The sequence below is a fragment of the Kangiella sp. genome (assembly GCF_048265365.1).
Classification (GTDB): Bacteria; Pseudomonadota; Gammaproteobacteria; order Enterobacterales; family Kangiellaceae; genus Kangiella.
Window position 1 is genome coordinate 234,434 of record NZ_JBLXBT010000002.1, and the last position, 23,962, is coordinate 258,395.

Here is a 23,962-nt window from a genome sequence, read left to right on the forward strand (position 1 = left end):
TATTACTCCGAAGATAATTTGCGTTTCTTTATAAAAGTAAGAAACATCAAAAAAGTGACTATTATCATATAAAATGCGGATGCAAATATAGATATGAGACTAGAGTCTATTAAAAAGCTTATTAAATAGAGAGCAACAAAATTGATAATGCACAATAATAGCAACTTATTAATTTTATCTCGAAGGCCTCTCATATCAAAATTACCAACTTTATATACCAGATATAGATAACCTAAATTATAAAGGACAGCACAAACAGAGTATGATGCGACAGTATAAATTGGTTCTTTAAATAAGAAGCTAACCGCTACTAAGCTTATAATTGTGATGGCATCGCATACTACTTGGTACTTTAATATAACCTCTTGCTTATTTGCTACTTCAAAAACTCTTTCAGGCCAAGCTGTAAGTAATAACATGAAAGCTACTGGAATCAGAAATGATGCATAAGCCCCAACGCCAACCCAGTCTTGCCCTAAGAAATAAACTAAAAGAGTCTCTGAGTAAAAAGATACAAAAACTGCAGGAGCAACTCCTAGTAGTAAAATTATATCCATCATTTTATCTACGAAAGTCTCTACTGTAGAGTGTTCTTTTTTTAGTCCTTTTGCTGCCAACTCGAAAAAAACCTTCCCTATCGATCTAGTCACTATACCCACTGGTGCATTTATCAATGTTCGGCTTAATCCGACCAATCCGGCTGCTACAAACATTTCAAATGCAGCTAGAACTATAATAAGGAAACCATTTGAAAATGAAGTCAACAATGTTAAAGGAAGGTTAAACAGTGGTAGCTTTTTATATCTTTTCAGTATAGCTAAATAATCTGTCCTGCGTATTAACTTCTTTGAGGACCTTTTCACTAAAAGATATAAACAAAAACTAGATACCACAGCCAAGCCTATAGTGTGCCCTAAATAGATACCAATTCCGAGCGCAAAGACCGCCCCAAAAAAGATCTTAATCACTGCAGACAAGAATTGTTGTGAAATCATTATTAAGGACATTTCCTTATAATGCCCTTGACGATTTCTAAAGTTAATTTCTATATTTGCTAAAGCTATTGCTGCACCACTCAATAGAATACTTAATATCAAGATAAGATCATAATCTTCACTAAAAACGTGAGCGCTGACTATTAAGTATAATGACACCAAAACACAACATACTACTGACGCAAGCGCTATATTAATTAAGCATGCTTGGCAAATTAAACTTGCTAGCCTATTGCTTTGTGCAAAAACAATTGACATTTCATATCGTAACGAAAGGCAGTTCCCCAAAATTAACGCCCATACGAAGTACAAAGAAAAATAGCCGAACTCCGCAGGAGAATATAGCCTAGATAAAATTGGTAAAGCCAAAAGAGGGATTACTTGAGACAAAAGTGTCCCTGTCAGCATTGTTTTTATTTTAGTGCCAGATTGAAAACTACTCATTATACAATTTTAAATTTACTTCAGGTAACCGTGCATCGGAAGACTAAACACTGAATCGCTTAAAGCCTCAGCCACAGGGAAATCACCTTTATTGTACCCTAAATATTCGAATGCAGTTTGCTGATGCATACAGGTTCCGTAATACACCATTGTTGGTATGCCCTTTGCCTTGTACTCAGCCATAATTACATCACGTGACTCATGTTGTAGTGTATATTGTGCCCAAGAACTTATGTAACCTTCAGGAGTGAATGGTGTTTTATATTTACCCATGAGCTCTTTTGTGTAATTTTGCGCGACCAGATTGCGAGCTTTTAATTCAGTAGGGAACTCTTGTAATTTTTCAAGAAGAATGGCTGCTTGAATTGTATCAAGGCGGCTATTCATTCCAATTCGCACATTATCGTACTTGTCTTTACCCTTACCATGAACTCTATACGACTTGATTAATTCGGCATAGCCATCACTGTTGGTGAAAACTGCCCCCCCATCACCATAACAGCCTAAGGGCTTGGCAGGAAAAAAACTTGTTGTCGCTATATCACCAAAACTACCTGCCCGTTTGCCACTAATCTCGCCACCAAAACCTTGCGCTGCATCTTCGACTAACTTTAGGTTATATTTATTAGCTATAGCTTCTATTTCTGGATAATTTGCCGGTAAGCCAAAAAGATCAACCGCTATAATTGCTTTTGGATTTAGTGCTCCTTCTTCTATCACTTTTTGGATTTGGTTCTCAAGATCTATTGGACATATATTAAAAGTATCAGGATCGGAGTCAACAAATATAGGAGTCGCACCCTCATAAGCAATTACTTCGGCTGTGGCAAAGAAGGTAAAGGTAGGACAAAAGATCGCATCCCCCTCTTTTATCTCTAATGTCATTAGAGCCAATGTAAGAGCATCTGTTCCATTTGCACATGTAATAGCATGCTTTACGCCAACATAGTCTGCCAGTTTTTCCTCTAGCTCCTGAACTTCTGGCCCCATAATATACTGGCCATGCTCAAGTACAGTTTGTATTCTTTTATCTATTCTTTCCTTAAGGTGTTTATATTGTGCTGCTAAATCAATAAATTGCATCATTCTTAATTAGACCCTTGAAGAAATCTTTGTGACAGTGGTTCCACTTAGTACATACCGGTCACCAGTATGTTCACATACAGTTTCGCCTTCCCCAGTTAGTGGTAAATCGAGCTGCTCACCATATTCGCTCATCCACCCACGATGTTTAGCTGGAACGCCAAGCATTAAAGCATAAGCAGGGACATCTTTGTTTACGACCGCTCCAGCACCAACAAAAGAATACTCACCAATGGTTACACCGCATACAATAGTGCAGTTCGCTCCTAGAGTTGCACCTTTTTTGACAATAGTATCTTTGTATTCTTCTTTACGTTCGATCAATGAACGGGGGTTGTATACATTAGTAAATACCATGCTTGGACCACAGAAAACCCCCTCCTCAAGATACACATTGTCATAGACCGATACGTTATTCTGAATCTTGCAGTAATCAGCAATCTTTACACGATTACCAACGAAGACGTTTTGACCTAGTGATACACCTTTGCCGATTTTAGCGCCACCACAAACATGCACGAAGTGCCAAACGCGACTACCATCACCTATTTGTGCACCTACATCTACTATAGCGGATTCATGTTGATAAAAGCTCATGCGCTTTTTACCTTTTGCAACAGTGGGTGAGTATTGTTTGAATTGCTCGCAATCACAGCATCTCGAATAACTTCAACTGTTTTTATGGCCGTTCTATTTTCCTCAATCCCATAGCCCTCATCAGCTAGAATACGCTGGTAACTCTGTGTATGAAGATCGGTGAAACCGCCCGAAAACTCGAGCTCTTCACCTTCGATAGTGATACTTCTGTAAGTAAGTTTTTCACCATGCACAGCATTTTCAGGAAGGTTATTTGAGTCTATTGATAAGAACCATTTCACCCTAGCTCTTTCATATTCAAGATAACCAGAAGCTGTTTTCTCATCTCGATAATGCACTTCATTGTGGGTCACTTTCCCGAAGATGAAATGTAACATGTCGTAGAAGTGGACACCGATGTTCGTTGCTACACCACCCGACTTTTCATCCACACCTTTCCATGATTTTAGGTACCACTTACCGCGTGAGGTCAAGTAGGTTAGGTCGACATCAAAAATTTTACCTTTTGGGGCCGCTTGCACTTTTTCCTGTAGTGCAATAATTGAGGGGTGGAGTCGTAACTGCAGAATTGAATTTATTTTTGCTTTATATTTGTTTTCGTAAGCCGATATGCTATCTAAGTCTTTGATACTCAAAACCAAAGGCTTCTCACAAATGACATCTATGCCATTTTTTAAAGCATATTTTATATGAGGTGCATGCAAATAATTAGGAGAGCAAATAGATATATAGTCAAGCTTTTCCCCGTTCATTGCTTTATCTTGAACAAACGCCTCAAACGCCTCAAACTCAGTAAAAAACTCAGCGTCTGGGAAATGACTATCCATAATTCCCACCGAATCATTAACATCCATAGCTACCACAAGATCGTTGCCAGTATCTTTAATGGCTTTCAAATGACGTGGAGCTATATAGCCAGCAGCACCTATTAATGCAAACTTTTTCATTCTTATAACCTTAAATCTGATTCTTCTTTGGGCAATACATGTTTTACATCGTATAGAACATGTAACTCTTTACCTAACTTTCTAATTTTGGAAGCACCCAATTTCTTAAATTGACTATGATCTACTGCGATAACTATTCCATCATAATAATTTTCTTTTAGCTCATTTATCAGATCAATACCGTATTCTTGTGATACCTCTGATGGGTCTGCCCAGTCATCGTAGACGTCAACACTCATATTAAAATCTTTTAACTCAGTGACAATATCAATTATCTTGGTATTCCTTACATCAGGACAGTCACCTTTGAAAGTAAACCCTAAGATTATAACTTTTGCCTCGTCAATATGAATTTTTTTACTCGAAAGCTTTTTAACTAACTGAGTTGCGACATATTCTCCCATTCCATCATTTATTCTGCGGCCAGCAAGAATAACTTCAGGTCTATAACCGACTTCTTGAGCTTTGTGAGTAAGATAATAAGGGTCTACGCTGATACAGTGGCCACCTACCAAACCAGGCTTAAATTTCAAAAAATTCCATTTTGTTCCTGCCGCATTAAGGACTTCCTCTGTATCTATATTCAACTTATTAAAAATTTTTGCAAACTCGTTTATAACCGCAATATTTAAGTCTCGTTGAGTATTTTCAATCACCTTTGCTGCTTCAGCCACTTTGATGGAGCTTGCCTTATGAGTTCCAGCAGTAATAATTGAGCCGTAAAGTTGGTCAATAAAATCGGCAACTTCCGGTGTAGAACCAGAAGTTATCTTTAAAATCTTAGTAAGTGTATTAACCTTATCACCAGGATTTATTCGTTCGGGGGAGTAGCCAGCGTAAAAGTCTTTGTTGTATTGCAGGCCTGAATATTTCTCTAAAATAGGAATACATACTTCTTCTGTTGCGCCTGGGTAAACTGTTGACTCGTAAATAACAATATCGTCATGTTTTATTCTGCTTGCAAGCATCTTGCTAGCATTCTCTAACGGCCTTAAATCGGGAGCATTATTCTCATCAATAGGAGTTGGGACAGTGACTATATATATATTGCAATCTTCTATATCCGCTATATCCGATGAAAATGACAAGTTACAAGCAGAGCTAAGTTCCTCGTCACTCACCTCAAGTGTAAAATCATGTCCATCAACTAATTGTTGAACTCGAGATTTGTTAATATCAAAACCAACAACATTGTACTTTTTTCCAAATTCAACAGCCAAAGGCAATCCAACATAGCCTAAACCTATAACCCCAACGTTAGCTTTATCTAGAGTCATCACCAAATTCCTTTCGTATCAACGATAGAGTCAATTGGAGGTCTTTCCATTGCTCTAAATTCTTTGTGATCTACGAGCAACACCGCGATATCAGCCTGTACTCCAGCTTGTTCAAGTGAGCATAATCGAAAATTTTCACCTTCTAGGGTGTGGATATTAGGCTCAACTGCAATCACTTGACCTTTGTGAAATTTTGCGAGCTCGCGAGTAATAGCCATTGCAGGACTTTCTCGCAAATCATCAATATCAGGTTTAAAAGCTAAGCCATAACAAGCAATAGTCACTTCTTTTAAAGATTTGTTTGAATTCTTTTGCAAAAAATCGGTTATAGCTATTTTAACTTTATTGATTACCCAGTTAGGCTTGAAATCATTTATTTTACGGGCGGTATGAATTAATTTTGATTCATCAGGCGCTTTACTGACAATAAACCATGGATCCACTGCTATACAATGCCCCCCAACACCTGGACCAGGCTGTAAAATATTAATTCGAGGATGACGATTTGCTAGAGAAATAAGCTCCCATACATTAATGTCTAACTTGTCACAAATGATAGATAACTCGTTAGCAAAAGCTATCTGGACATCTCGACAAGAATTTTCAGTCAGCTTAGCCATTTCTGCAGTACGAGCATTAGTTACTACACACTGACCTTGAACAAAGGTTTTATAAAGCTCAATAGCCCGCTCTGAGCATTTCGGGGTAATGCCACCGATAACACGGTCATTTTCTACTAATTCGCGTACAACATGACCGGGCAGTACTCGTTCTGGACAATGAGCAACATTAATATCAGCTTCTTCGCCGACCTTATGTGGGAAACTTAAGTCAGTTCTAGCTTGAGACAACCACTCAGCCAATTGTTCTGTAGCTCCCACTGGTGACGTAGACTCTAAAATTACTAAATCACCTTTTTTTAAAACTGGCGCAATAGCGTTTGCAGCCGCTTCAATATACGAAAGATCGGGCTCAGGGATAGCACTTTTTGAATCTTTGAATGGGGTTGGTACAGCGATTAAGAATGCATCTGCAGGCTCAGGCTTAATTACTGCTTTTAGATAGCCTTCTTTCACAGTAGCATGCACTATCATATCCAGCTCTGGCTCTATGATATGTATTTCGCCACGATTAATAGTATCAACTGTATGTTGATTAACATCTACACCAATCACATTCTTCTTGCGTGATGCAAACATCGCGGCAGTTGGCAGCCCGATATATCCGAGTCCTACTACCGATATAGTGTTGAATGACATATTATTATTAACTCTACTTATTCGTTTGTATTAATGCGTTTAAAATTCGTTCGCAGGCCTTACCATCACCGTATGGGTTATGAGCAAAACTCATACGGTTATATTCATCTTCGGATTGGAGTAAGGTATTAACTGAATCAATAATCAGCTCTTTATTGGTTCCTACTAACTTTACAGTACCAGCACTAACCGCCTCTGGCCTTTCAGTAGTCTCTCTCATCACAAGTACTGGTTTCCCTAAGCTTGGAGCTTCTTCCTGTATTCCTCCTGAATCCGTTAAAATTATATGGGCACAATTCATAAGATATACAAAAGAAAGATACTTTTGTGGCGGGATTAATTGAATATTTTCTATGCCCGCTAGTATGCGATTTACCGGCTCCTGAACATTTGGATTTAGATGAACTGGGTAAACTATCTGAATATTGCTGTTTGACTTCGCAATATTTGCTAAGGCTTCGCAAATACTCTCAAATCCATCGCCAAAACTTTCACGTCTGTGACCAGTAACTAATATTAATTTCTTAGAGCTATCTAAGAATGGAAATTCATATGTAAGTTTTTTTTGAAGATGATAATCGTTTTCAAGCTTGCTCTTTACCATAAGTAAAGCATCGATTACTGTATTTCCAGTAATAAATATGTTTTCTTGCACATGATTTTCTTTCAGTAGGTTATCTTTACTTGTTTGTGTCGGAGCAAAGTGAAACTTTGTTAGTGAGCCTGTTAGCATTCTATTAGCTTCTTCTGGCCATGGTGAGTAGATATTTCCTGTTCGCAACCCTGCCTCAACATGCCCAACATGAATTTTTTCGTAATATGCTGCTAAACTAGCCGCAAAAGTTGTAGCTGTATCACCATGTACTAAAACTACATCTGGCTTGAACTCTTTTAAGACAGAGGTAACTCCTAACAATATACGGCTAGTAACTTCTGACAAGGTCTGTCCTGACCGCATTAGATTTAAATCATAATCTGGCTCAATATCAAAGAGCTCCAAAACTTGATCAAGCATTTCTCTATGTTGAGCAGTGACACATACTCTTGACAAGAATCGATTATCGACACTTAATGCATGTACCACTGGTGCCATTTTTATTGCTTCAGGACGCGTTCCAAAAATTGTTAATACCTTCATTTTGCTTATATGCTCTAAATTAAATCTACTGAGGTTTTGTTACATATCATGCTTCTTATCAGTTTTAAAATAACTCATGATTAGCACAACAAACACGGATAAGATACTGCCTAGCAGAACACTTAAGATCACAATCAATGCTCTTTTAGGTTTGTTTTTTTCTTCTGGTACTTTTGCTTCACTGATTGTTTTAAATACATATTCATCTGACACTTGAGCTAGCATTTTCGTTTTATGTTGCTCCTGAATCAGCTCACTGAAAACTGCTCTTATCTCAGCTACCGATGTTTGATTAATTTGCTCTTCTAGGTATTTAATGCTTTCATTTGCTTCCTGAAGAGCTCTTTCTTTCATGTGTTGATTGATATCTTGTACTAACCAATCTGTCCATTGCTTTGCAATGACTGGCGAATAGTGAGTTATAGAGATACTGACTAAGCCGGTCTCTTTGTCTTGACTTATCGCTAATCTGTCCTTGAACTTCTCATAAAGCTCCCAGCTTGTTGGTTTAACGGTTTTTCCTTTTGGAGCTTCTCTTACCCATTTGTTTTGCTGGGGGTCATAGAGTTCTTCATCAATGATCAGTTTATTTGTTGATTGATTCCACCCTTTTGCAGCAAATATCGGAACCGCCAAGTCATGTTTCTTAATGAATTGCTCCACGAAGCCCCAACTTTTTAATATTTCCATTGCTATTACCGCATCAGAAGATTCTCCAGCTCCTAAGTTAATACCAGCAAGAGACGCCAGTCCTCCAAATTGACCAGCTATAGAAGCTAATTTCCCCCCACTTCCACTATCATTAGGTTGTACTAAAGCAGTGGCTTTATATTCATTTGGCAAAGAAAGAGCAAATATTACGGATCCGATTGCGAACACAAAAGTAATCGCAATGATTAACCATTTACCTTTCCAAATCATAGAAAAAAGCTCACGAAGATCTACTTCGCCTTCTTGGTAGTGCGATGGGTGGGGGTAGCCCGGAGTTTGGGGTTGCATATTTTGCTGCTTATTTTCAGTGTTCATAATTTGTTTTCTTTATTTGGGCAGTTCGCAAATTGGCCCTACTAGTCGATTTATCCTTTACTTTCGTCAGGCTTAAGAGCAGATCCTGATTTTCATCAGGATGACAAGCGTTAAGTCAGTTGTTCATGAATGCCTGTACGGGTTTGCCATGCTGGGTGGGCTTATAGGTGCCACACCAACTGTTTTCTAACTTGTACAGGCACATTGGAATTCCCCTACCAAGCATTAGACTTACAGCTCCATAGTCCAGGATATTCCAATATTATATTTATCCTGTTGATAGCCAAATGAGTCGATCAGCTTGTCTTTAACATCCAACTCAATTCCGAGAAGACCATATTTGGTTGGGTGCTGGTATTTAAGTTCAATTTGATTAAAGCTAACAGCCGTTTCGTTAATGGTATGGTTACCAGTGCCATCGCTGTTTAGATCTATCTTTGCAAAACGGAGTTTATACCTGTCACCGTTTTTATGGGTCGCTAACAACCCAAGTGACAAACTTTGTGTATCACTATCAAAGGTCGACCCGATGCTTCGCCCTTTAGTTCTATAACCTGTTTGGTAGATACCATGCTCATAGGTCACGTTAGGAGCATACTCATTTTCGGTATCAGCATATTCAAAGTAACCTGTTACTGCAAAATCACTGATATGAAAGTTTGTTTTATAACCTAACTGATAAAACTTTCTTGAAGGTGCATAACCTGCTTCGTCTTCCCCTACCAGCTGACCATATAAGCTTCCCATATAACTTTCAGTTGGAAGCCTCCAATTGAAATCAATACCAGCTAGCTGATTTCCGGCCTCATTTCCGCTAAGGCGATCATCGCAACCATCTTCTATTTGGTCGCAGTTTGTTCTTCCAATAGCTAAATCAACTAAACTTGATAGTGATTCTGGCCTGCCTTCACCGCCCCATTGTGCTGTTCGGCGCAAGCCAATATCTAATGACTCAAATGGCTTGAATGTAACGCTCATACCCAATAATTTAGCATGAGGAATAAATCGATCACTTTCTAACTGGCCTGCAAAAGCATTTAGGCTCCAAGGACCTATCCATGAAAGCCAAGGCGTTTCAAAAGCATCGCTATAATTTCTTTGCAGTGACACGCCAGGAACAGGCCTAGCATTATTACTTAGAAGCAGAGAAGTATCCCAACCAGGTCCATACCATCGCTCTTGTGTCCCAGCAGAAATAATCCAGTTACCCCAGATAGTCGCAACATAAGAATGATCGAGTCGTTGTTCTTCACCATCAAGCGGATCAAACGCTTTAGTAGCTTCTAGATTCCATGCAAAATTTTTGCTTACGCCCGTGACTCGACTTGAAATCTCTGCTTTCTCACGACGGTCATCACCAAAATGGCGCAGTAATTTTGACTGATTACCAGCTTTAAGGCTAATCCGTTTATAGGTTTCAGTATCGGTTTCCAGTCGAGCTTTACGTTTAACACGAAGAAATACCGGTAGTATATGTTCGTCTAGCTCTGCTCTGGAGGCACCTTCTAAATCTTTTATGATCGGTGCCCAAGGCAGTGGCCAAGTAGTGATTGGACTTTTTATAACTCCCTCATTCGCTAATAACTCAATATCTGCTCGAAGCCACGCATCCCGGGTATCAATCCATGGCTCGGCTTTTGATATTGATGCGCTAAGTATTAGTAATGTTATTAGAGTTTTTTTCATTATGTATATTACAGAGCAAACACACAGGTTTTCCCATACCTATTATTGAAGCATTATTAGAAGCTATTAATAGCTGCTGCGCCGAGTGCCATTTGATAAACGATCTGGCTGACTTTAGTCCAGAGCTCTAAGCTATTGACTCTATCAGTATCTAATGGAACAACAATAGTGTCACCAGGCTCTATATTCGCTTGGCTATGAGTCAGCCATGAAGATTTATTGGGCAACACTACTGAACCGTCAGCTTTTACGATATAAATTGCATCACTGTTAGAGGTATCCTTTTCTCCCCCACTTCGATCGATATAATCTTCAAAATCTAAATTCTGATTATAAAGGTGAGACGTTGGGACTTGGACTTCACCAACAACTGTGACTTCTTGCCTGAACGTCGGGATAATTAATCGGTCACCGTCCTTCAAAACGACGTCGGCTGATGTACCCTCCATAACAGCATTCAAATCTACAACTAACCGCCCAGTCGCCTCTGTCGTATCAAGCACATCTAGTAAGGACTGTGCTTTAGTGGCATCAGAAGCCTTACCTATGTTGGACTGTTCAAGTTCTGTTGTGGCTATTTCTTGGCGCAATCTGTCTTGTAATATTTTAATTTGCTCTTGCTCTCTTTCTCTTAATTCTTTTCTAGAGAACACAGTTGCTTTAACATGCGCAAACTCGCTAAAACCTCCCACTCTCTTCATTAACTGAGAAAGTGTTTCACCGCGACGAATCGTGTATTGGCCAGGAAATTTAACTTCGCCTTGTACATCAACTTTTGCTACATCTCTATATTCTGGTGTTGATTTAATTACCACTTGATCATGAGACTTTAACTGGAACTGTACGGTACCAAGAAACTCTTGTTGTAAATCAATTGGCATATGAGAAATATCAGCTTGCTGAGGATTAGAAAGGTCTTGCCTCGTTACCTCAGCTTCCAGTGTATAGGCTGATTCAGCAAACCCTCCCGCCAACTGAACTAAATCAACAATAGTCATATCTCTTGCCAAAGGGTATTTACCGGGAAACTTTACCGAGCCATCTATTGAAACTAATTTCGCGCGAGAATCGAACCCCGCTTGGTTCATTAACTCCTGGTTTATTAACACTAACTCCTGACTTCTCAACTCTAAGCTTAGTCTTGACCTCAACTCTGATAGTTCTTGCTCTGTAAGCTCTTGCTCCGTTGGCTCTTCTTTTCCTTTTACTTTTTCTTTTTCTAAAAATTCTTCGAGCTTAACCTTTAACTCATCTTTATCAACAACATTAGCCAATACAACCAACCTATCGCGAGGATTTAATGCTATATTTTCATCATTGGATTGATTTTTTAGTATTTCTCTTAGACTAATTTTTATTGGTTGCAACTCACCTAGTAAGTTTGCTTCTCTAATAATTAATGCAGCGTCAATGTTTGCATTTTGCTTTAAGTATTCAGTACCTGGGATAACATCGCTGACCCGAAGTCCTTTTTCCCATGCAACCAATCCTGGGCGGAGTACATGACCTAATAGCTCAATAACATTTTCATTTTTATCTGCAACGGGATAAATCTTCAGAAAGTCACCACTTTTAATCGAAGCTGACTTTCCTGCTGCCATCAATAAGTTAACATCAATTGCAGTTTTTCTATTTTTCTCATCTATTCTTTCAATTCGAACATCTTGTGCATAAGCAGTAGGTAACAAACCGCCTGCCAGCTCTACTAGTTCAGAGATTGTTTTCTCATTCTTGATTTCATAGATCGCTGGACGAACGACCTCACCTGCAACTGAAGCTGTCTTTTTAACAGAAGGAATGAAGATTACATCGCCTGATTGCAGTCGACGATCAGCTCTTGTGTCACCTTTTAATAAGAAGTCGTAAAGATCTATGGTACTAACAAGCTGGCCATTTCTTTTAAGCTGAATATTTCGTAATGAGCCAATTTCTTTAACGCCTCCACTGACATATAAAGCATTCATAACTGTAGAGAGCGATGAAACAGTGTAGGCACCAGGCTTAAACGACTCTCCTAACACAAACACCTGGATCGAGCGCAATTCACCCAAGCTTATATTCGATTTCACACCAATAAACTGCTCATTGATTTGTTGTGTTAAAGATTCCTTTAATTCGGTGTAAGACAGTCCTGCCACGTTGATTGGACCAAGCTGAGGGAATTGGATATTTCCACTGCGAGAAACAGTGAGCTCATAACTATTATTTTCTTTACCATAAAGCTGAATTTGTATTACATCGCCAGGGCCCACCACGTAATTCGATGGGACAGGGATATCCGACACTGGAGTATAAGTTGTTGGTACACCTGCAAATAGATCGTAACCGAATTTTTCCAGTTTTTGCTCTACGCGCGGAATATCCTCTTTATCTTTAGCTTCTGTTTCTTGCTTGTCTTCCTCTAATGGGAACTGTTCCAACTCCCTTGGCAAGATTGGGTTAGCTGAAGTTTGCTTCTGATTACTGCTTGATGTTTGATTTTTCAATGAGGCGCAAAGTGCATCAACGTCATAGCCAGCAGCACGCGCCATTTCTCTTTGTTGAGCTGAGGCATTTTCACATAACTGCTTGGCTTGTGATAAATCTTGTGCAGCATGACTCGATTGAGACGCCAAAGCTACGAAACCAAGTACTAAACTCAGCGGTACACCCAATAACTTATTCATTGATAACAGGCCCTTTAACAATAAAGTACGGATTCAGCAAAGACTCTTTAGTGTTATAAGTTAGGTCTTCAGCTTCGGAATTATTTTTTTCATCAAATATGACGCAACGCCCACCAGCTGCATTTACTATGGCATGTGCCGCTGCAGTATCCCACTCGCATGTTGGTCCAAGTCGAGGATACAGATCTGCTTTACCTTCAGCAACCAGGCACAATTTTAACGAACTTCCCATAGGAATTAATTTGTGACTAGGATACTGACTTAAATATTCTGTCATAGCATCGGATTGGTGTGAGCGACTACCAACCACTCGTACCGGGTTTTCTGCTTTGACTGACACATTAATTTTGTTTGTAGTGCCAGAGTCAAGTTTCCAAGCACCAATCTCATTTGACGCATAATAAAGGATATCGATAACCGGTGCATAAACAACACCAAGAACAGGTCTGTTTTGATGAATTAAGGCAATATTCACCGTGAACTCACCATTTTTCTTAATAAATTCTTTGGTGCCATCAAGCGGATCAACCAGCCAATAGGTTTGCCATGACTGACGCTCACTCCAATCAATATCCGCAGATTCCTCAGACAATATAGGAAAGCCAGCATCTAATGCGGTAAGCTCATTGATAATATGATGATGCGAAGCCAGGTCAGCTTCAGTGAGAGGGGACTCGTCCTTTTTTTCGTAAATATCAAAGTCCCTTTCATAAACAGCCATGATTTTCTTTCCTGAATCAATGGCTATCTTATTAATTTTACTAACAAATTCTTGGTTTAAAAAAGTTTCTGCTTCCATATTTTTTATGTCTTTCAGGTACGCTACCGCCCGTGGGTTTCGGTTCCCAAAGCACCTTCTTGGTAATAGCTACCTGTTTTAATTTTGTCCAGTTTTTTTACAAATATCTCAAAGCGCGCGCTATTATATAGTCAAATAGGTCACGATTGTAACCGCCAAATCTAATTAATTTGACTTAAAATAAATTAGCTTTCGGCCTTCCTTAACTTTGTATTCTCGAGCTCCATTTCCGTAATGTTGCCTAATATAGTCAACAGGACGATGGAACGCTTTTCTCCGTTACTAATTTTAAAAACACCTTCAAGATCTTTGAAAGGGCCTTCTGTAATAACAACTTTGTCACCCACTCTTGGTGCATTCGTTTCCATGGGAGTATTTGAAGTATCCAGTAGCTGCAAATGCTCTAACACTGAATCTGGAACCCTGCCTGGTACGCCTCCAAAGCGGACAAAATCACGCACGCCACGCGTTGAGCGGATTTTTGACCAATCCTGCCCATTGGTCTGCAGCTCAACGAATAAGTAACCGGGGAATAATGGTTCAGTGACTTTTTGCCTTTTGCCTCGAATAATCTTATCGACTTCTAAAACCGGCAATACGCAGTTAATTTCTTGATTTTTAAGGTGCTCTTCGGCTCTTAGCTCTTGCTTGGGTTTTGAGTTGATTAAATACCAACTCTTCTCACACTCACTCACTTCTTTGCAACCTTCAGTTTTTTATTAAATTCTTGGTTTTTGCTATCCAGATCCGCCAATACACCCTCGAATCCCTTAGCATCAAAAGTTGTCTGGAAGTAATTTTGCTTCATTTTAATAAAACTAATCCCTTGGAAACTAAAATCATAAATAGTCCAATCGGTATCTTCTTTGTAGATTTTTAAATCAATCGATATATCTGGGAGGGACTGACTCTCTAACACAACGGTTAGCCAGCCCTTATTCTGCTTGTCATTCAGACGAATGGAGTCCACTGCCGCTACCTGGCCTTGATATCGACTCATTACCTCGTATAAGTAACGACGCATGGTCTGTTCATAGGCTTTAATGAGTATAGCTTCTTGTTGAGTTGTCAGCTTTGACCAGCGTTGGGCTCCGAGCATGGCACGAATGGTATTTTTTGCTGACCAGACTGTGAGTAGCTCTTCATCTACGAATGTCATCAAACTAGAAGGGTTTTCCAGGGCTTTTTGGTGGTTTTCCTGCATGAAGTGGTTAATCGTGTCTAATTTATGCTGAAAAAACTGCTTTAGATCCTGTTTATCCAGGCTCGCGTTTGCAAGCTGACTAAACAACCATAACATCACAAGCAAGCTTAACTTCACTGTCTTTGTCATATCCACTCCAGACACTCCACTTGTCAAATCAACAAGTTAAATAATATTACTGGCTATTAACAACCACTGTAGCCGAAACCGATGAACCTCGGCTTAATGCTCTTTTGAGGTTGACTATACAACCGCGAGCTTAACGACACATTGTAGCATCTGAGCAAGGAGTTAAACAAAGGTTCAATGAAGCTCTGTTTATTTGTGAAAGCATTTTCTATTTTGTGAGTTTAGCTTAATTAAAGCGAAGGACTGAGGGCGAGCGCCATGCTCCTCCCACTTGCCATTGCGGACTCCGATACAAAATCGGCACTTGGCTCTTAACGACTCGTATGCCGGTTATGTACCCGATGTAGTTTACCCTCAGTGTGCAGCAATAATCAGGTAGCCAAACTCGCTTCTCGAAGTTTTTGTATCTCGTCGCGTAGCTTGGCAGCCTTTTCAAACTCCAGGTTCTTAGCGTACTCAAGCATCTGTTTTTCCATTTGGGCAATCTCTTTAACCGCATCAGCAAGAGATTTGACCTTGTATTGCCCCAGCTTTTCAGCAACTTTGCGACTTTTCTTGCTGTGGCCGGTATCCATGACGTCAGTAATCTTCTTGCTGACACCAATAGGAGTAATGCCATGCTTTTTGTTGTACTCCACCTGAATCGCGCGGCGACGATCAGTTTCACTAATGGCTCTTTCCATGGAGCCAGTTATTCTGTCGGCATAGAGTATAGCTTTACCACTTAAATTCCGTGCCGCACGCCCAATGGTCTGTATCAATGAGCGTTCGGAGCGCAAGAAACCTTCTTTATCCGCATCCAAAATTGCGACTAATGAAACTTCTGGCATATCGAGGCCTTCTCGCAACAAGTTAATCCCGACCAATACGTCGAACTCACCCAAACGCAAATCACGAATAATCTCCATTCGCTCTACGGTATCAATATCCGAGTGAAGATATCGCACTCGAGCACCGTGCTCAGATAAGTAATCAGTTAAGTCCTCTGACATCCTCTTGGTTAAAGTTGTAACCAAGACGCGCTCATTTTTCTCTACGCGCAAATGAATCTCGGATAAGAGGTCATCCACCTGCGTTCCTACCGGACGAATCTCAACTTCCGGGTCAATCAAGCCTGTGGGACGTACCACCTGCTCAACAACCTGATCTGCATGCTCTTCTTCATACTTGCCGGGAGTAGCAGAAACAAATACGGTTTGGGGAGTGATCCGCTCGAACTCTTCAAACTTCAATGGTCGGTTATCCAGTGCTGCGGGCAGTCTGAAACCATAGTTGACCAGGGTTTCTTTGCGCGAGCGGTCACCTTTATACATGGCACCGATCTGGGAGACCGTGACATGCGACTCGTCAATAATCATCAGAGCATCTGGTGGCAAATAGTCCAGCAAACAAGGGGGCGCTTCGCCAGGTTGTGCGCCAGACAGGTAACGGGAGTAGTTCTCAATGCCTGAGCAATAACCCAGCTCCTGCATCATCTCTATATCAAATTTAACCCGCTGCTCGAGACGCTGTGCTTCAACCAACTTATTTTGTTCATAAAACTGAGCCAACCGCTCTTTTAGATCAACTTTGATCTGCTCAATCGCGTCGAGAATGGTTTGGCGCGAGGTCACATAGTGGCTTTTCGGGAAAATGGTTACTCGTGTTAGTCGTTTCAATACTTCGCCAGTTAATGGATCAAAGGTTTGAATGGTTTCCACTTCGTCATCAAACAACTCGATTCGAATCGCATGTTTATCCGACTCTGCGGGATAAATATCGATCAAGTCACCGCGAACACGATATGTTGCCCGCTCGAGATCAAATTCATTACGCGTATATTGTAGCTCTGCCAGACGTCGTAAAATAAAGCGCTGGTCAACGGCATCGCCAACTTTCAAATGCATCACCATGCTGTGGAAAGCCTTTGGATCGCCCAGACCATAAATCGCAGATACCGAAGCCACGATAATGGTATCGCGACGCTCTAATAACGCCCGCGTTGCTGATAATCGCATTTGCTCGATATGCTCATTAATCGAAGAGTCTTTTTCGATAAAGGTGTCTGAAGCGGCAACATAAGCTTCAGGCTGATAGTAGTCGTAGTATGAAACGAAATATTCAACCGCATTATTGGGGAAAAACTCCTTCATTTCACCATATAGCTGCGCTGCCAATGTTTTATTCGGTGCCATGATGATGGCTGGGCGGCCACTTTGCGCGATCACATTGGCCATCGTGTAAGTCTTACCTGAGCCCGTCACTCCCAGCAGGGTTTGGCAGGATAAACCGTCTTCCAGACCTTCCAGTAGCTGTTTGATGGCTTTCGGCTGATCGCCTGCTGGCGGGAAAGGTGAATGGATATCAAATTGTTGGCTCATGACGTTTACTTATACACTCTTGTAAAACTACGCTGCTAAAACTTGGGTGGGCGAAAAAGTTGGAGTATCATTGCCAGATATTCTCGCACACTCAACATCGATCAAACAAATTAAGGGGATACGGTGGCTATTCAACTTTCCGAACGTGTAAAACTTGTTAAACCATCACCAACGCTTGCGGTGGCAGCTAAAGCCAAAGAGCTTAAAGCACAGGGCCGCCCTATCGTTGGCTTGGGAACTGGTGAACCTGACTTTGATACACCGGACCATATTAAGCAAGCGGCTATTGAAGCCATCAAAGGCGGTGCAACCAAATACACGCCGGTTGATGGTACACCTGAGCTTAAACAGGCCGTTATCGACAAGTTCAAGCGTGATAATAATCTTGACTATCAAGCCAACCAGATCCTTATATCATGTGGGGGCAAACAAAGTTTTTACAACCTTTGCCAAGCTCTAATCAATGATGGTGATGAGGTCATTATCCCTGCTCCCTACTGGGTTTCCTACCCTGACATGGCCATTCTGGCAGGTGGCAAACCGGTTATTATTGAAACCACCATTGAGCAGCACCTAAAAATCACCCCGGAGCAGTTGCGAAACGCCATTACTGACAAAACCAAATTGTTTGTCATTAATAGCCCAAGCAATCCAACCGGTGTTGCCTACAGCAAAGAAGAACTTAAAGCCTTGGCAAATGTTTTGCTTGAATATCCAAATGTTGTAGTCGCCACCGACGATATGTATGAACATATTCTTTGGACCAAGCAGCCATTCGTCAATATTCTCAATGTGTGCCCGGAGCTTTACGACAGAACGGTTGTATTGAATGGCGTTTCCAAAGCCTACGCCATGACTGGCTGGCGCATTGGCTATGCTGGCGGCCCAGCAGGCCTGATAGGCGCGATGAAGAAGATTCAGTCACAAAGTACCTCTAATCCAGCCGCTCCAAGCCAAGCTGCGGCCACCGCTGCATTGGCTGGCGATCAGTCGTGCATTAAGCCAATGCTTGAAGCCTTCAAAAGACGCCATGATTACCTTGTTGATGCTTTAAATAGCATTGAGGGAGTCACCTGCTTACCAAGCGATGGCACCTTCTACGCCTTCCCAAATATGCAGGGCCTAATAGAGAAACATGGCTGCGAATCTGACCTTGATTTTGCAGAACTGTTAATCGAAAAAGTGGATCTGGCACTGGTGCCTGGTTCAGCGTTCGGGGCACCTGGCCACTTGCGCTTATCCTATGCCGCCAGCATGGACACGCTTGAGGAAGCCATCGTAAGACTCAGAAAAATGGCTTAAATTTAAAAAAATCATCACTTGGGTGTTGACCGTTAAGCGAAATATGTCTATTATCTCGCCCCGTTCAGCACACAAAGTGATGCGCGAATAATTCCCCCTTAGTTCAGTTGGTAGAACGGTGGACTGTTAATCCATATGTCGCTGGTTCGAGTCCAGCAGGGGGAGCCAAATTCAAAAGGCCTTACAGCAATGTAAGGCCTTTTTTATTAGCCGGGAAATAAGTCATGTAGGCAGTATGTAGCCATAGTTTGAGTTTATAGGCTATGTTGCAAGAACATAATACGAACTACGCTGCCCACTTCTACAAGCAACGTAGTTAAGAAAAAAGAGAAAGGCTTAACGCAATAGAATCAAAGGAATATTGCTGTTGCTGATCATGGTTTGCGTGTTGCTACCAAGGAAGAATTGGCGAACCCGGGAATGGCCATAAGCGCCCATGATCATCATTTCGATACCGACTTTATGGCGATAGGCTTTCAATGCTTCGATAACCTCCCCTTCAACTAATGCTGACTGAGCATTGTGTCCATGCTTTTTTAAAATATCAGTGGCCTGGTTCAGGATTTGGTTATTCTTGTCGTTATCATCACCGACCATGACAATGTGGCCTTCCAACCCTTTCAACAATGGGCTGGCTGCGACGCGGTCAATGGCTTTATTGGCGGTGTCACTGCCATCATACGCGATCATATAATTCTTTGGTGCCTTGAACTCGCCCACTGCAACCAGAATGGGCACATGCATGGCACGAATCACACTTTCCAGCTGCGAACCGATGGTATGAGCTGAGACATCATGGTCTTCACCCAGACGGCCCAATACCAACAAACGCATATCGGATTCAAGCTCGGTCAATGACTCAAGCAAACTGCCATGACGTTGCTGCATGAAGACATCATTAACGCCCTGCTCCACAGCACGCTGACGCGCATCTTCCAGCATATGCTTACCATGCTCTAATGCAATACGACTTCGCTTCTCATCCAGCTCGGTGAGCTGCTCCAGCAAAGCTTCTCTTGCGCCTAATCCGATCGAGCCTGACAGGTTTTCATTCTCAGGACTGACCGTTTTTTCTAATACATGAAGCAAACTTAATGGTGCATCCAGTTTGTTGCTCGCCCAGGCCGCTGCATCGCACACAGAAGCTGACATGGCCGAGCCGTCAATACAGGCAATTATGTTTTTCATATCATTCTCCTTAGGTGCAGACTAATGCCCAGACATCAGCTTTTCAACTTCTTCAGGCTTGTCATAAATACTAAATTTATCCACAACCGTTTTCGACGCTTCGTTCAAGCCAACAACATTGACGTGTGTACCTTCGCGACGAAACTTGATCACCACACTATCCAGTGCCCCGACCGCTGAAATATCCCAGAAATGCGCGTGGGTTAGATCAATCGTAACCTCTTCAATGGCTTCCTTAAAATCAAAAGCACCGATGAACTTCTCCGAAGAAGCAAAGAACACCTGACCCACTACTTCATAATAGCGCGAACTCGTATCCTGTTCACTTTTACGCTTGATAACCATAAAACGGCTGATTTTGTTAGCGAAGAACAATGCTGCCATCAGCACGCCCACGAACACACCGATTGCAAGATTGTGCGTAAAAACAACCACAACAACGGTTGTTACCATCACCAGATTAGTCGACATCGGGTGCTGCTTCATGTCTTTGATCGATGACCATGAGAAGGTACCAATAGATACCATTACCATCACAGCAACCAACGCCGCCATTGGAATCAAACTGATCCACTCATCAAGGAAGACAACTAGAACAATTAAAACCACACCTGCGATAAAAGTAGATAGTCGACCGCGACCACCTGATTTAACATTAATCACCGACTGCCCAATCATCGCACAGCCTGCCATACCACCCATTAATCCAGCACCGATATTAGCAATCCCTTGGCCTTTACACTCACGGTTCTTATTGCTTGGGGTATCGGTTAAATCATCAACAATGCCTGCCGTCATCAATGACTCAAGCAAACCAACCACAGCCAGCGCAGCCGACGTTGGGAAAATAATTATCAATGTTTCTAGGTTAAGTGGCACATCAGGCCATAAGAAAATAGGCAAGGTATCCGGTAACTCACCCTTACTGCCAACATTTGGAATTTCCCAGCCCAAAGCAACCACGGCGATGGTAAGTCCAACAATACAAATAAGTGGAGATGGTATCACTTTGCCAACAACTGGAATCAGCGGAAACAGGTAAATAATTGCCAAGCCTACTGCAGCAACCAAATAGACATGCCAGGTGACATCAATCAGCTCTGGAACTTGCGCCATAAAGATCAGTATCGCCAAGGCATTAACGAAGCCTGTCACCACTGAGCGCGAAACAAAACGCATTAAGCCATCAAGACGCAAATAACCCGCTGCAATCTGCAAAATACCGGTTAGCACTGTAGCAGCTAATAAGTACTGAAGGCCGTGTTCTTTAACCAGAGTCACCATTAATAATGCCATGGCACCAGTTGCCGCTGAAATCATTCCTGTGCGACCTCCAACAAAGGCAATGATAACTGCAATACAGAATGATGCGTATAACCCTACTTTTGGGTCAACATCAGCAAGAATTGAAAAGGCAATAGCCTCTGGAATCAAAGCTAGTGCGACCACTAAACCGGCGAGCAGATCGCCTCTGATGTTTGAGAACCAGTCTCTCTTGATAGTTTGTAACATTGTAATAACCGTAAAATAAGAACAACAACAATAATGTCGTTATAAAAACTCAATAGGAAATACTCGCGGCTAGTGGCGAGTTGGAGTGATAACAAAGATTGTTATCATAGGAAAAAGGTGCGCTATGGTGGACTAATGAGCATAGAACTCAGTATCTGGCCAAAAAAGAGCGCGGAGTTTACCAGCCCCCTGCATTGATTACAAATTGACTTGATGTGAGTCAAATATGAATCGATGGTCTGATTTGACCAAATAAGTAAAGCAGATTCGACTTAATGGGTATTTTATTAGTCAGATAATAGCCTGAACCATCACAGGAACAGCCGGAGACATTTCGGAACACAAAGACTATCGACTTTTTTATTAAGTATGTAAGAGGCGTGTAACTCATTAATTTTAGGAAAAAAAAAGCCGAGAACTTGTCTCGGCCAAATCCCACCATATAGCTGAAGGAAAACTGATTGCGGTTATTACCGCGCTTCTGAAAGTCAAACTTTCGTTTCGCTACAAATCAATACTTTATTTGTATTTCACTCTGTGTTACAAATAGCTAACGATTGCATTTCAGAACTTGGTTTAAATAATAATGCAAGTATGCATAGAAATCAAACCGAATTTGCATCTTTTTTTAGGAAATCTCATGAGCGAAATAATTGATCAACTGAAGCAACTTATGCAAAGCCTTGGTGAAACGGACTATTCGATGCAGCATAAGGCCCATATTAGCCAATCAACCATTTATCGTATTTTGGAGGGGAAAACATCTGACCCAGGTGTTCACAAAATCGATGGTTTAGCGAGAGCACTTGGTTATCGCCTGTCCTTGGTTCCGATGAGTGAATACTATACTCAGGTAGACTACGGCGCAGAAGTCGATACTCTAGGCAAAATCATTGCCTTGGTAGAATCCTTGTCGACTACTCGAGGCATTAACCTTTCACCAGAAGAAAAAGCTGAGCTGATTCTTTCAAATTACCGCGCGAACAGCAGTAAGGAAGAATTGGGAGTTCGGATTGCTAACCTGAAGTAATCGCTGAGAAAGATTAGATACATAAAGTAAAGGCCTGCAAATGCAGGCCTTTTTTAATTCTTGGGTTCAATTATTGGCTGTACTAAGTTCGAGTAAACTCAGTGGGTGCTTTACTGCTCTGTAGTTGAATAGGCTTTAAAAAGCCACGAGACTGAATAATGCGTCGATTATTTATCTCGAACTCTTGTAGTTTTTGATTCCACAATAAAATCTCACGTAGCTTGTCCTTCTCAGGTAAGTTACTGGATTCAATCTGTGAATACTCCTGAAGCAAGCGCAAACCAATCATATCAGCTCGTTTAAAAGCCGATAGATCTATAACGTTGCCATCAGATTGGTACTCGCTGTCTAGCGAATATTCATCATAAGGTACGTCTATTCGTCCGCGATAAGCTTTCAGGATTAGCCAAAACAGCGCTGCTGCGAACGCTGCTAACACTAAACCGTAGGCCAAAAATAGTAATGCCATTGATTTTTCTTCCTAAAGTTACCACCAGCTGTTTAACTACTGGCGTTAATAAAGCTAATATGATGCAGAAGTTCACTGAATTGATAGCAAACGATTGTACACTTACTATCACTTCTAAGTCAGTGAAATGTCTTTCTATAAATCTAAGTATATTTATTGTTATTGCAATAGTTGTTACTACAGTTACTGCAAACTCTGCCTTTAAAACCTTACCTGTTGTTACTGCTTTAAAAGCAACATAAAGCAGGATAAAAATATCCGTTACCATCCAAGTTATGTACCAGATAAACTTAGCAGACTGATGGTTCCATAAAAATGATGTCAAATTCCAGTTTATAAACTGGATCACTAAAATGACAACGGAGAATGTGAGAAGTCTGTTATTTTTTGTAAATAACAGATGCAAAAATACACAACCTAAGAGTGACATCATAAAAATGTCACTCATTAGATTGTTAAGATCAAAGTTATTTATAATGCTTTGAATCAATTCTCTTTCTCTTTTGTCGGGTCATCTCCTGGCTCGCCACCACCGCTACCAGTAAAAATACGCGTAATAGGAGGCTGCTCAAACTCAGGAGCTTCTAAAAATTGTGGTTCTGATATAGATAAATAGCAGATCATAGCGATAGTTTCAAACATAATATTTTCCTCTTTATTGGATGATTTACATAAAAAAAGCCTATAGAATTTACTCACATAGCATTCAGAAAAACAAATTGCACCATCAAAGCTCTGTAACTAATTGCTTTTAAAAGAAATTTCTTACAATTCATATTTTTGCAATCCGTTTTGCTTGTTCAAATTTTAGCCAGAGTTGATGATCAAAAGTGTGAACTAAATTTTACATT

At 40.9% G+C, this 23,962-nt stretch carries 20 protein-coding genes and 1 tRNA gene; 3 read left to right on the forward strand and 18 right to left on the reverse strand.

Features of this window, described 5'->3' with window-relative positions; all coding sequences use genetic code 11:
• Positions 1-2 precede the first annotated feature (2 nt).
• From ACN0VI_RS10310 to uvrB, 14 genes are all read right to left on the reverse strand, one after another.
• Positions 3-1,439: a lipopolysaccharide biosynthesis protein gene (locus ACN0VI_RS10310; protein WP_417446732.1), complete on the reverse strand. Its 1,437-nt coding sequence runs from the start codon at positions 1,437-1,439 to the stop codon at positions 3-5.
• Between the two features lie 15 nt (positions 1,440-1,454).
• Positions 1,455-2,522, reverse strand: coding sequence for a DegT/DnrJ/EryC1/StrS family aminotransferase (locus tag ACN0VI_RS10315; RefSeq protein WP_417447044.1), 1,068 nt, complete (start codon positions 2,520-2,522; stop codon positions 1,455-1,457).
• A 9-nt stretch (positions 2,523-2,531) separates the two neighbouring features.
• Positions 2,532-3,119, reverse strand: coding sequence for an acyltransferase (locus ACN0VI_RS10320; RefSeq protein WP_417446733.1), 588 nt, complete (start codon positions 3,117-3,119; stop codon positions 2,532-2,534).
• On the reverse strand, positions 3,116-4,066 hold the full coding sequence (locus ACN0VI_RS10325; RefSeq protein ID WP_417446734.1) for a Gfo/Idh/MocA family protein: 951 nt from the start codon (positions 4,064-4,066) through the stop codon (positions 3,116-3,118). Before ACN0VI_RS10325 ends, ACN0VI_RS10320 begins: the two co-directional genes overlap by 4 nt.
• 2 nt (positions 4,067-4,068) lie before the next feature.
• Positions 4,069-5,343, reverse strand: a complete 1,275-nt coding sequence (gene tviB / locus ACN0VI_RS10330; protein WP_417446735.1) for a Vi polysaccharide biosynthesis UDP-N-acetylglucosamine C-6 dehydrogenase TviB — start codon at positions 5,341-5,343, stop codon at positions 4,069-4,071.
• A complete protein-coding gene (wecC, locus tag ACN0VI_RS10335; RefSeq protein WP_417446736.1) occupies positions 5,343-6,602 on the reverse strand; it encodes a UDP-N-acetyl-D-mannosamine dehydrogenase in 1,260 nt (419 codons plus the stop codon). The genes tviB and wecC overlap by 1 nt, the downstream gene beginning before the upstream one ends.
• Before the next feature lie 13 nt (positions 6,603-6,615).
• Complete coding sequence (gene wecB / locus ACN0VI_RS10340; protein ID WP_417447045.1) at positions 6,616-7,749, reverse strand: non-hydrolyzing UDP-N-acetylglucosamine 2-epimerase; 1,134 nt, start codon at positions 7,747-7,749, stop codon at positions 6,616-6,618.
• A gap of 30 nt (positions 7,750-7,779) precedes the next feature.
• Entirely contained in the window at positions 7,780-8,766 is a 987-nt protein-coding gene (locus ACN0VI_RS10345; protein WP_417446737.1) for a Wzz/FepE/Etk N-terminal domain-containing protein, read from the reverse strand.
• A gap of 231 nt (positions 8,767-8,997) precedes the next feature.
• The gene (locus tag ACN0VI_RS10350; RefSeq protein WP_417446738.1) at positions 8,998-10,452 is read right to left on the reverse strand and encodes a capsule assembly Wzi family protein; all 1,455 of its coding nucleotides are present in this window, start codon (positions 10,450-10,452) and stop codon (positions 8,998-9,000) included.
• Between the two features lie 56 nt (positions 10,453-10,508).
• The gene (locus ACN0VI_RS10355; protein WP_417446739.1) at positions 10,509-13,118 is read right to left on the reverse strand and encodes an SLBB domain-containing protein; all 2,610 of its coding nucleotides are present in this window, start codon (positions 13,116-13,118) and stop codon (positions 10,509-10,511) included.
• Positions 13,111-13,917, reverse strand: a complete 807-nt coding sequence (cysQ, locus tag ACN0VI_RS10360) for a 3'(2'),5'-bisphosphate nucleotidase CysQ (RefSeq protein WP_417446740.1) — start codon at positions 13,915-13,917, stop codon at positions 13,111-13,113. The genes ACN0VI_RS10355 and cysQ overlap by 8 nt, the downstream gene beginning before the upstream one ends.
• A 185-nt stretch (positions 13,918-14,102) precedes the next feature.
• Complete coding sequence (gene rfaH, locus ACN0VI_RS10365; protein ID WP_417446741.1) at positions 14,103-14,612, reverse strand: transcription/translation regulatory transformer protein RfaH; 510 nt, start codon at positions 14,610-14,612, stop codon at positions 14,103-14,105.
• Positions 14,609-15,250, reverse strand: a complete 642-nt coding sequence (locus ACN0VI_RS10370; protein WP_417446742.1) for an MlaC/ttg2D family ABC transporter substrate-binding protein — start codon at positions 15,248-15,250, stop codon at positions 14,609-14,611. The genes rfaH and ACN0VI_RS10370 overlap by 4 nt, the downstream gene beginning before the upstream one ends.
• 371 nt (positions 15,251-15,621) lie before the next feature.
• A complete protein-coding gene (uvrB, locus tag ACN0VI_RS10375; protein WP_331893092.1) occupies positions 15,622-17,610 on the reverse strand; it encodes an excinuclease ABC subunit UvrB in 1,989 nt (662 codons plus the stop codon).
• Positions 17,611-17,733: 123 nt separating this feature from the next.
• On the opposite strand from uvrB, the gene ACN0VI_RS10380 reads away from it, so the two are divergent.
• Positions 17,734-18,912, forward strand: a complete 1,179-nt coding sequence (locus ACN0VI_RS10380) for a pyridoxal phosphate-dependent aminotransferase (protein WP_331893091.1) — start codon at positions 17,734-17,736, stop codon at positions 18,910-18,912.
• Positions 18,913-19,004: 92 nt separating this feature from the next.
• Positions 19,005-19,080 (forward strand) — tRNA-Asn (locus ACN0VI_RS10385).
• A gap of 168 nt (positions 19,081-19,248) precedes the next feature.
• On the opposite strand, the gene ACN0VI_RS10390 is transcribed toward ACN0VI_RS10385, so the two are convergent.
• Together ACN0VI_RS10390 and ACN0VI_RS10395 are read right to left on the reverse strand one after the other, a co-directional pair.
• A complete protein-coding gene (locus tag ACN0VI_RS10390; protein WP_417446743.1) occupies positions 19,249-20,100 on the reverse strand; it encodes a universal stress protein in 852 nt (283 codons plus the stop codon).
• A gap of 21 nt (positions 20,101-20,121) precedes the next feature.
• Positions 20,122-21,612 carry a SulP family inorganic anion transporter gene (locus ACN0VI_RS10395; RefSeq protein ID WP_331893089.1) on the reverse strand — a complete coding sequence of 497 codons (1,491 nt, stop codon included), beginning with the start codon at positions 21,610-21,612 and terminating at the stop codon, positions 20,122-20,124.
• A gap of 640 nt (positions 21,613-22,252) precedes the next feature.
• Between ACN0VI_RS10395 and ACN0VI_RS10400 the strand changes: the two genes are divergently transcribed.
• The gene (locus ACN0VI_RS10400; RefSeq protein ID WP_331893087.1) at positions 22,253-22,642 is read left to right on the forward strand and encodes a helix-turn-helix transcriptional regulator; all 390 of its coding nucleotides are present in this window, start codon (positions 22,253-22,255) and stop codon (positions 22,640-22,642) included.
• An 82-nt stretch (positions 22,643-22,724) separates the two neighbouring features.
• Here the strand turns inward: ACN0VI_RS10400 and ACN0VI_RS10405 are convergent, their stop codons facing one another.
• Positions 22,725-23,111: a hypothetical protein gene (locus tag ACN0VI_RS10405; protein WP_417446744.1), complete on the reverse strand. Its 387-nt coding sequence runs from the start codon at positions 23,109-23,111 to the stop codon at positions 22,725-22,727.
• A 486-nt stretch (positions 23,112-23,597) separates the two neighbouring features.
• On the reverse strand, positions 23,598-23,753 hold the full coding sequence (locus tag ACN0VI_RS10410) for a hypothetical protein (protein ID WP_417446745.1): 156 nt from the start codon (positions 23,751-23,753) through the stop codon (positions 23,598-23,600).
• Positions 23,754-23,962 lie beyond the last annotated feature (209 nt).

Bases quoted from the DNA above. Each gene is read 5' to 3' on its own strand.
- uvrB (WP_331893092.1), bottom strand. From the start codon at position 17,610: ATGAGCCAACAATTTGATATCCATTCACCTTTCCCGCCAGCAGGCGAT.
- wecC (WP_417446736.1), bottom strand. From the start codon at position 6,602: ATGTCATTCAACACTATATCGGTAGTAGGACTCGGATATATCGGGCTG.
- ACN0VI_RS10345 (WP_417446737.1), bottom strand. From the start codon at position 8,766: ATGAACACTGAAAATAAGCAGCAAAATATGCAACCCCAAACTCCGGGC.
- ACN0VI_RS10370 (WP_417446742.1), bottom strand. From the start codon at position 15,250: ATGACAAAGACAGTGAAGTTAAGCTTGCTTGTGATGTTATGGTTGTTT.
- ACN0VI_RS10405 (WP_417446744.1), bottom strand. From the start codon at position 23,111: ATGGCATTACTATTTTTGGCCTACGGTTTAGTGTTAGCAGCGTTCGCA.
- ACN0VI_RS10315 (WP_417447044.1), bottom strand. From the start codon at position 2,522: ATGCAATTTATTGATTTAGCAGCACAATATAAACACCTTAAGGAAAGA.
- ACN0VI_RS10325 (WP_417446734.1), bottom strand. From the start codon at position 4,066: ATGAAAAAGTTTGCATTAATAGGTGCTGCTGGCTATATAGCTCCACGT.
- ACN0VI_RS10410 (WP_417446745.1), bottom strand. From the start codon at position 23,753: ATGTTTGAAACTATCGCTATGATCTGCTATTTATCTATATCAGAACCA.
- cysQ (WP_417446740.1), bottom strand. From the start codon at position 13,917: ATGGAAGCAGAAACTTTTTTAAACCAAGAATTTGTTAGTAAAATTAAT.
- tviB (WP_417446735.1), bottom strand. From the start codon at position 5,343: ATGACTCTAGATAAAGCTAACGTTGGGGTTATAGGTTTAGGCTATGTT.
- ACN0VI_RS10355 (WP_417446739.1), bottom strand. From the start codon at position 13,118: ATGAATAAGTTATTGGGTGTACCGCTGAGTTTAGTACTTGGTTTCGTA.
- ACN0VI_RS10320 (WP_417446733.1), bottom strand. From the start codon at position 3,119: ATGAGCTTTTATCAACATGAATCCGCTATAGTAGATGTAGGTGCACAA.
- ACN0VI_RS10310 (WP_417446732.1), bottom strand. From the start codon at position 1,439: ATGAGTAGTTTTCAATCTGGCACTAAAATAAAAACAATGCTGACAGGG.
- ACN0VI_RS10350 (WP_417446738.1), bottom strand. From the start codon at position 10,452: ATGAAAAAAACTCTAATAACATTACTAATACTTAGCGCATCAATATCA.
- ACN0VI_RS10395 (WP_331893089.1), bottom strand. From the start codon at position 21,612: ATGTTACAAACTATCAAGAGAGACTGGTTCTCAAACATCAGAGGCGAT.
- ACN0VI_RS10400 (WP_331893087.1), top strand. From the start codon at position 22,253: ATGAGCGAAATAATTGATCAACTGAAGCAACTTATGCAAAGCCTTGGT.
- ACN0VI_RS10390 (WP_417446743.1), bottom strand. From the start codon at position 20,100: ATGAAAAACATAATTGCCTGTATTGACGGCTCGGCCATGTCAGCTTCT.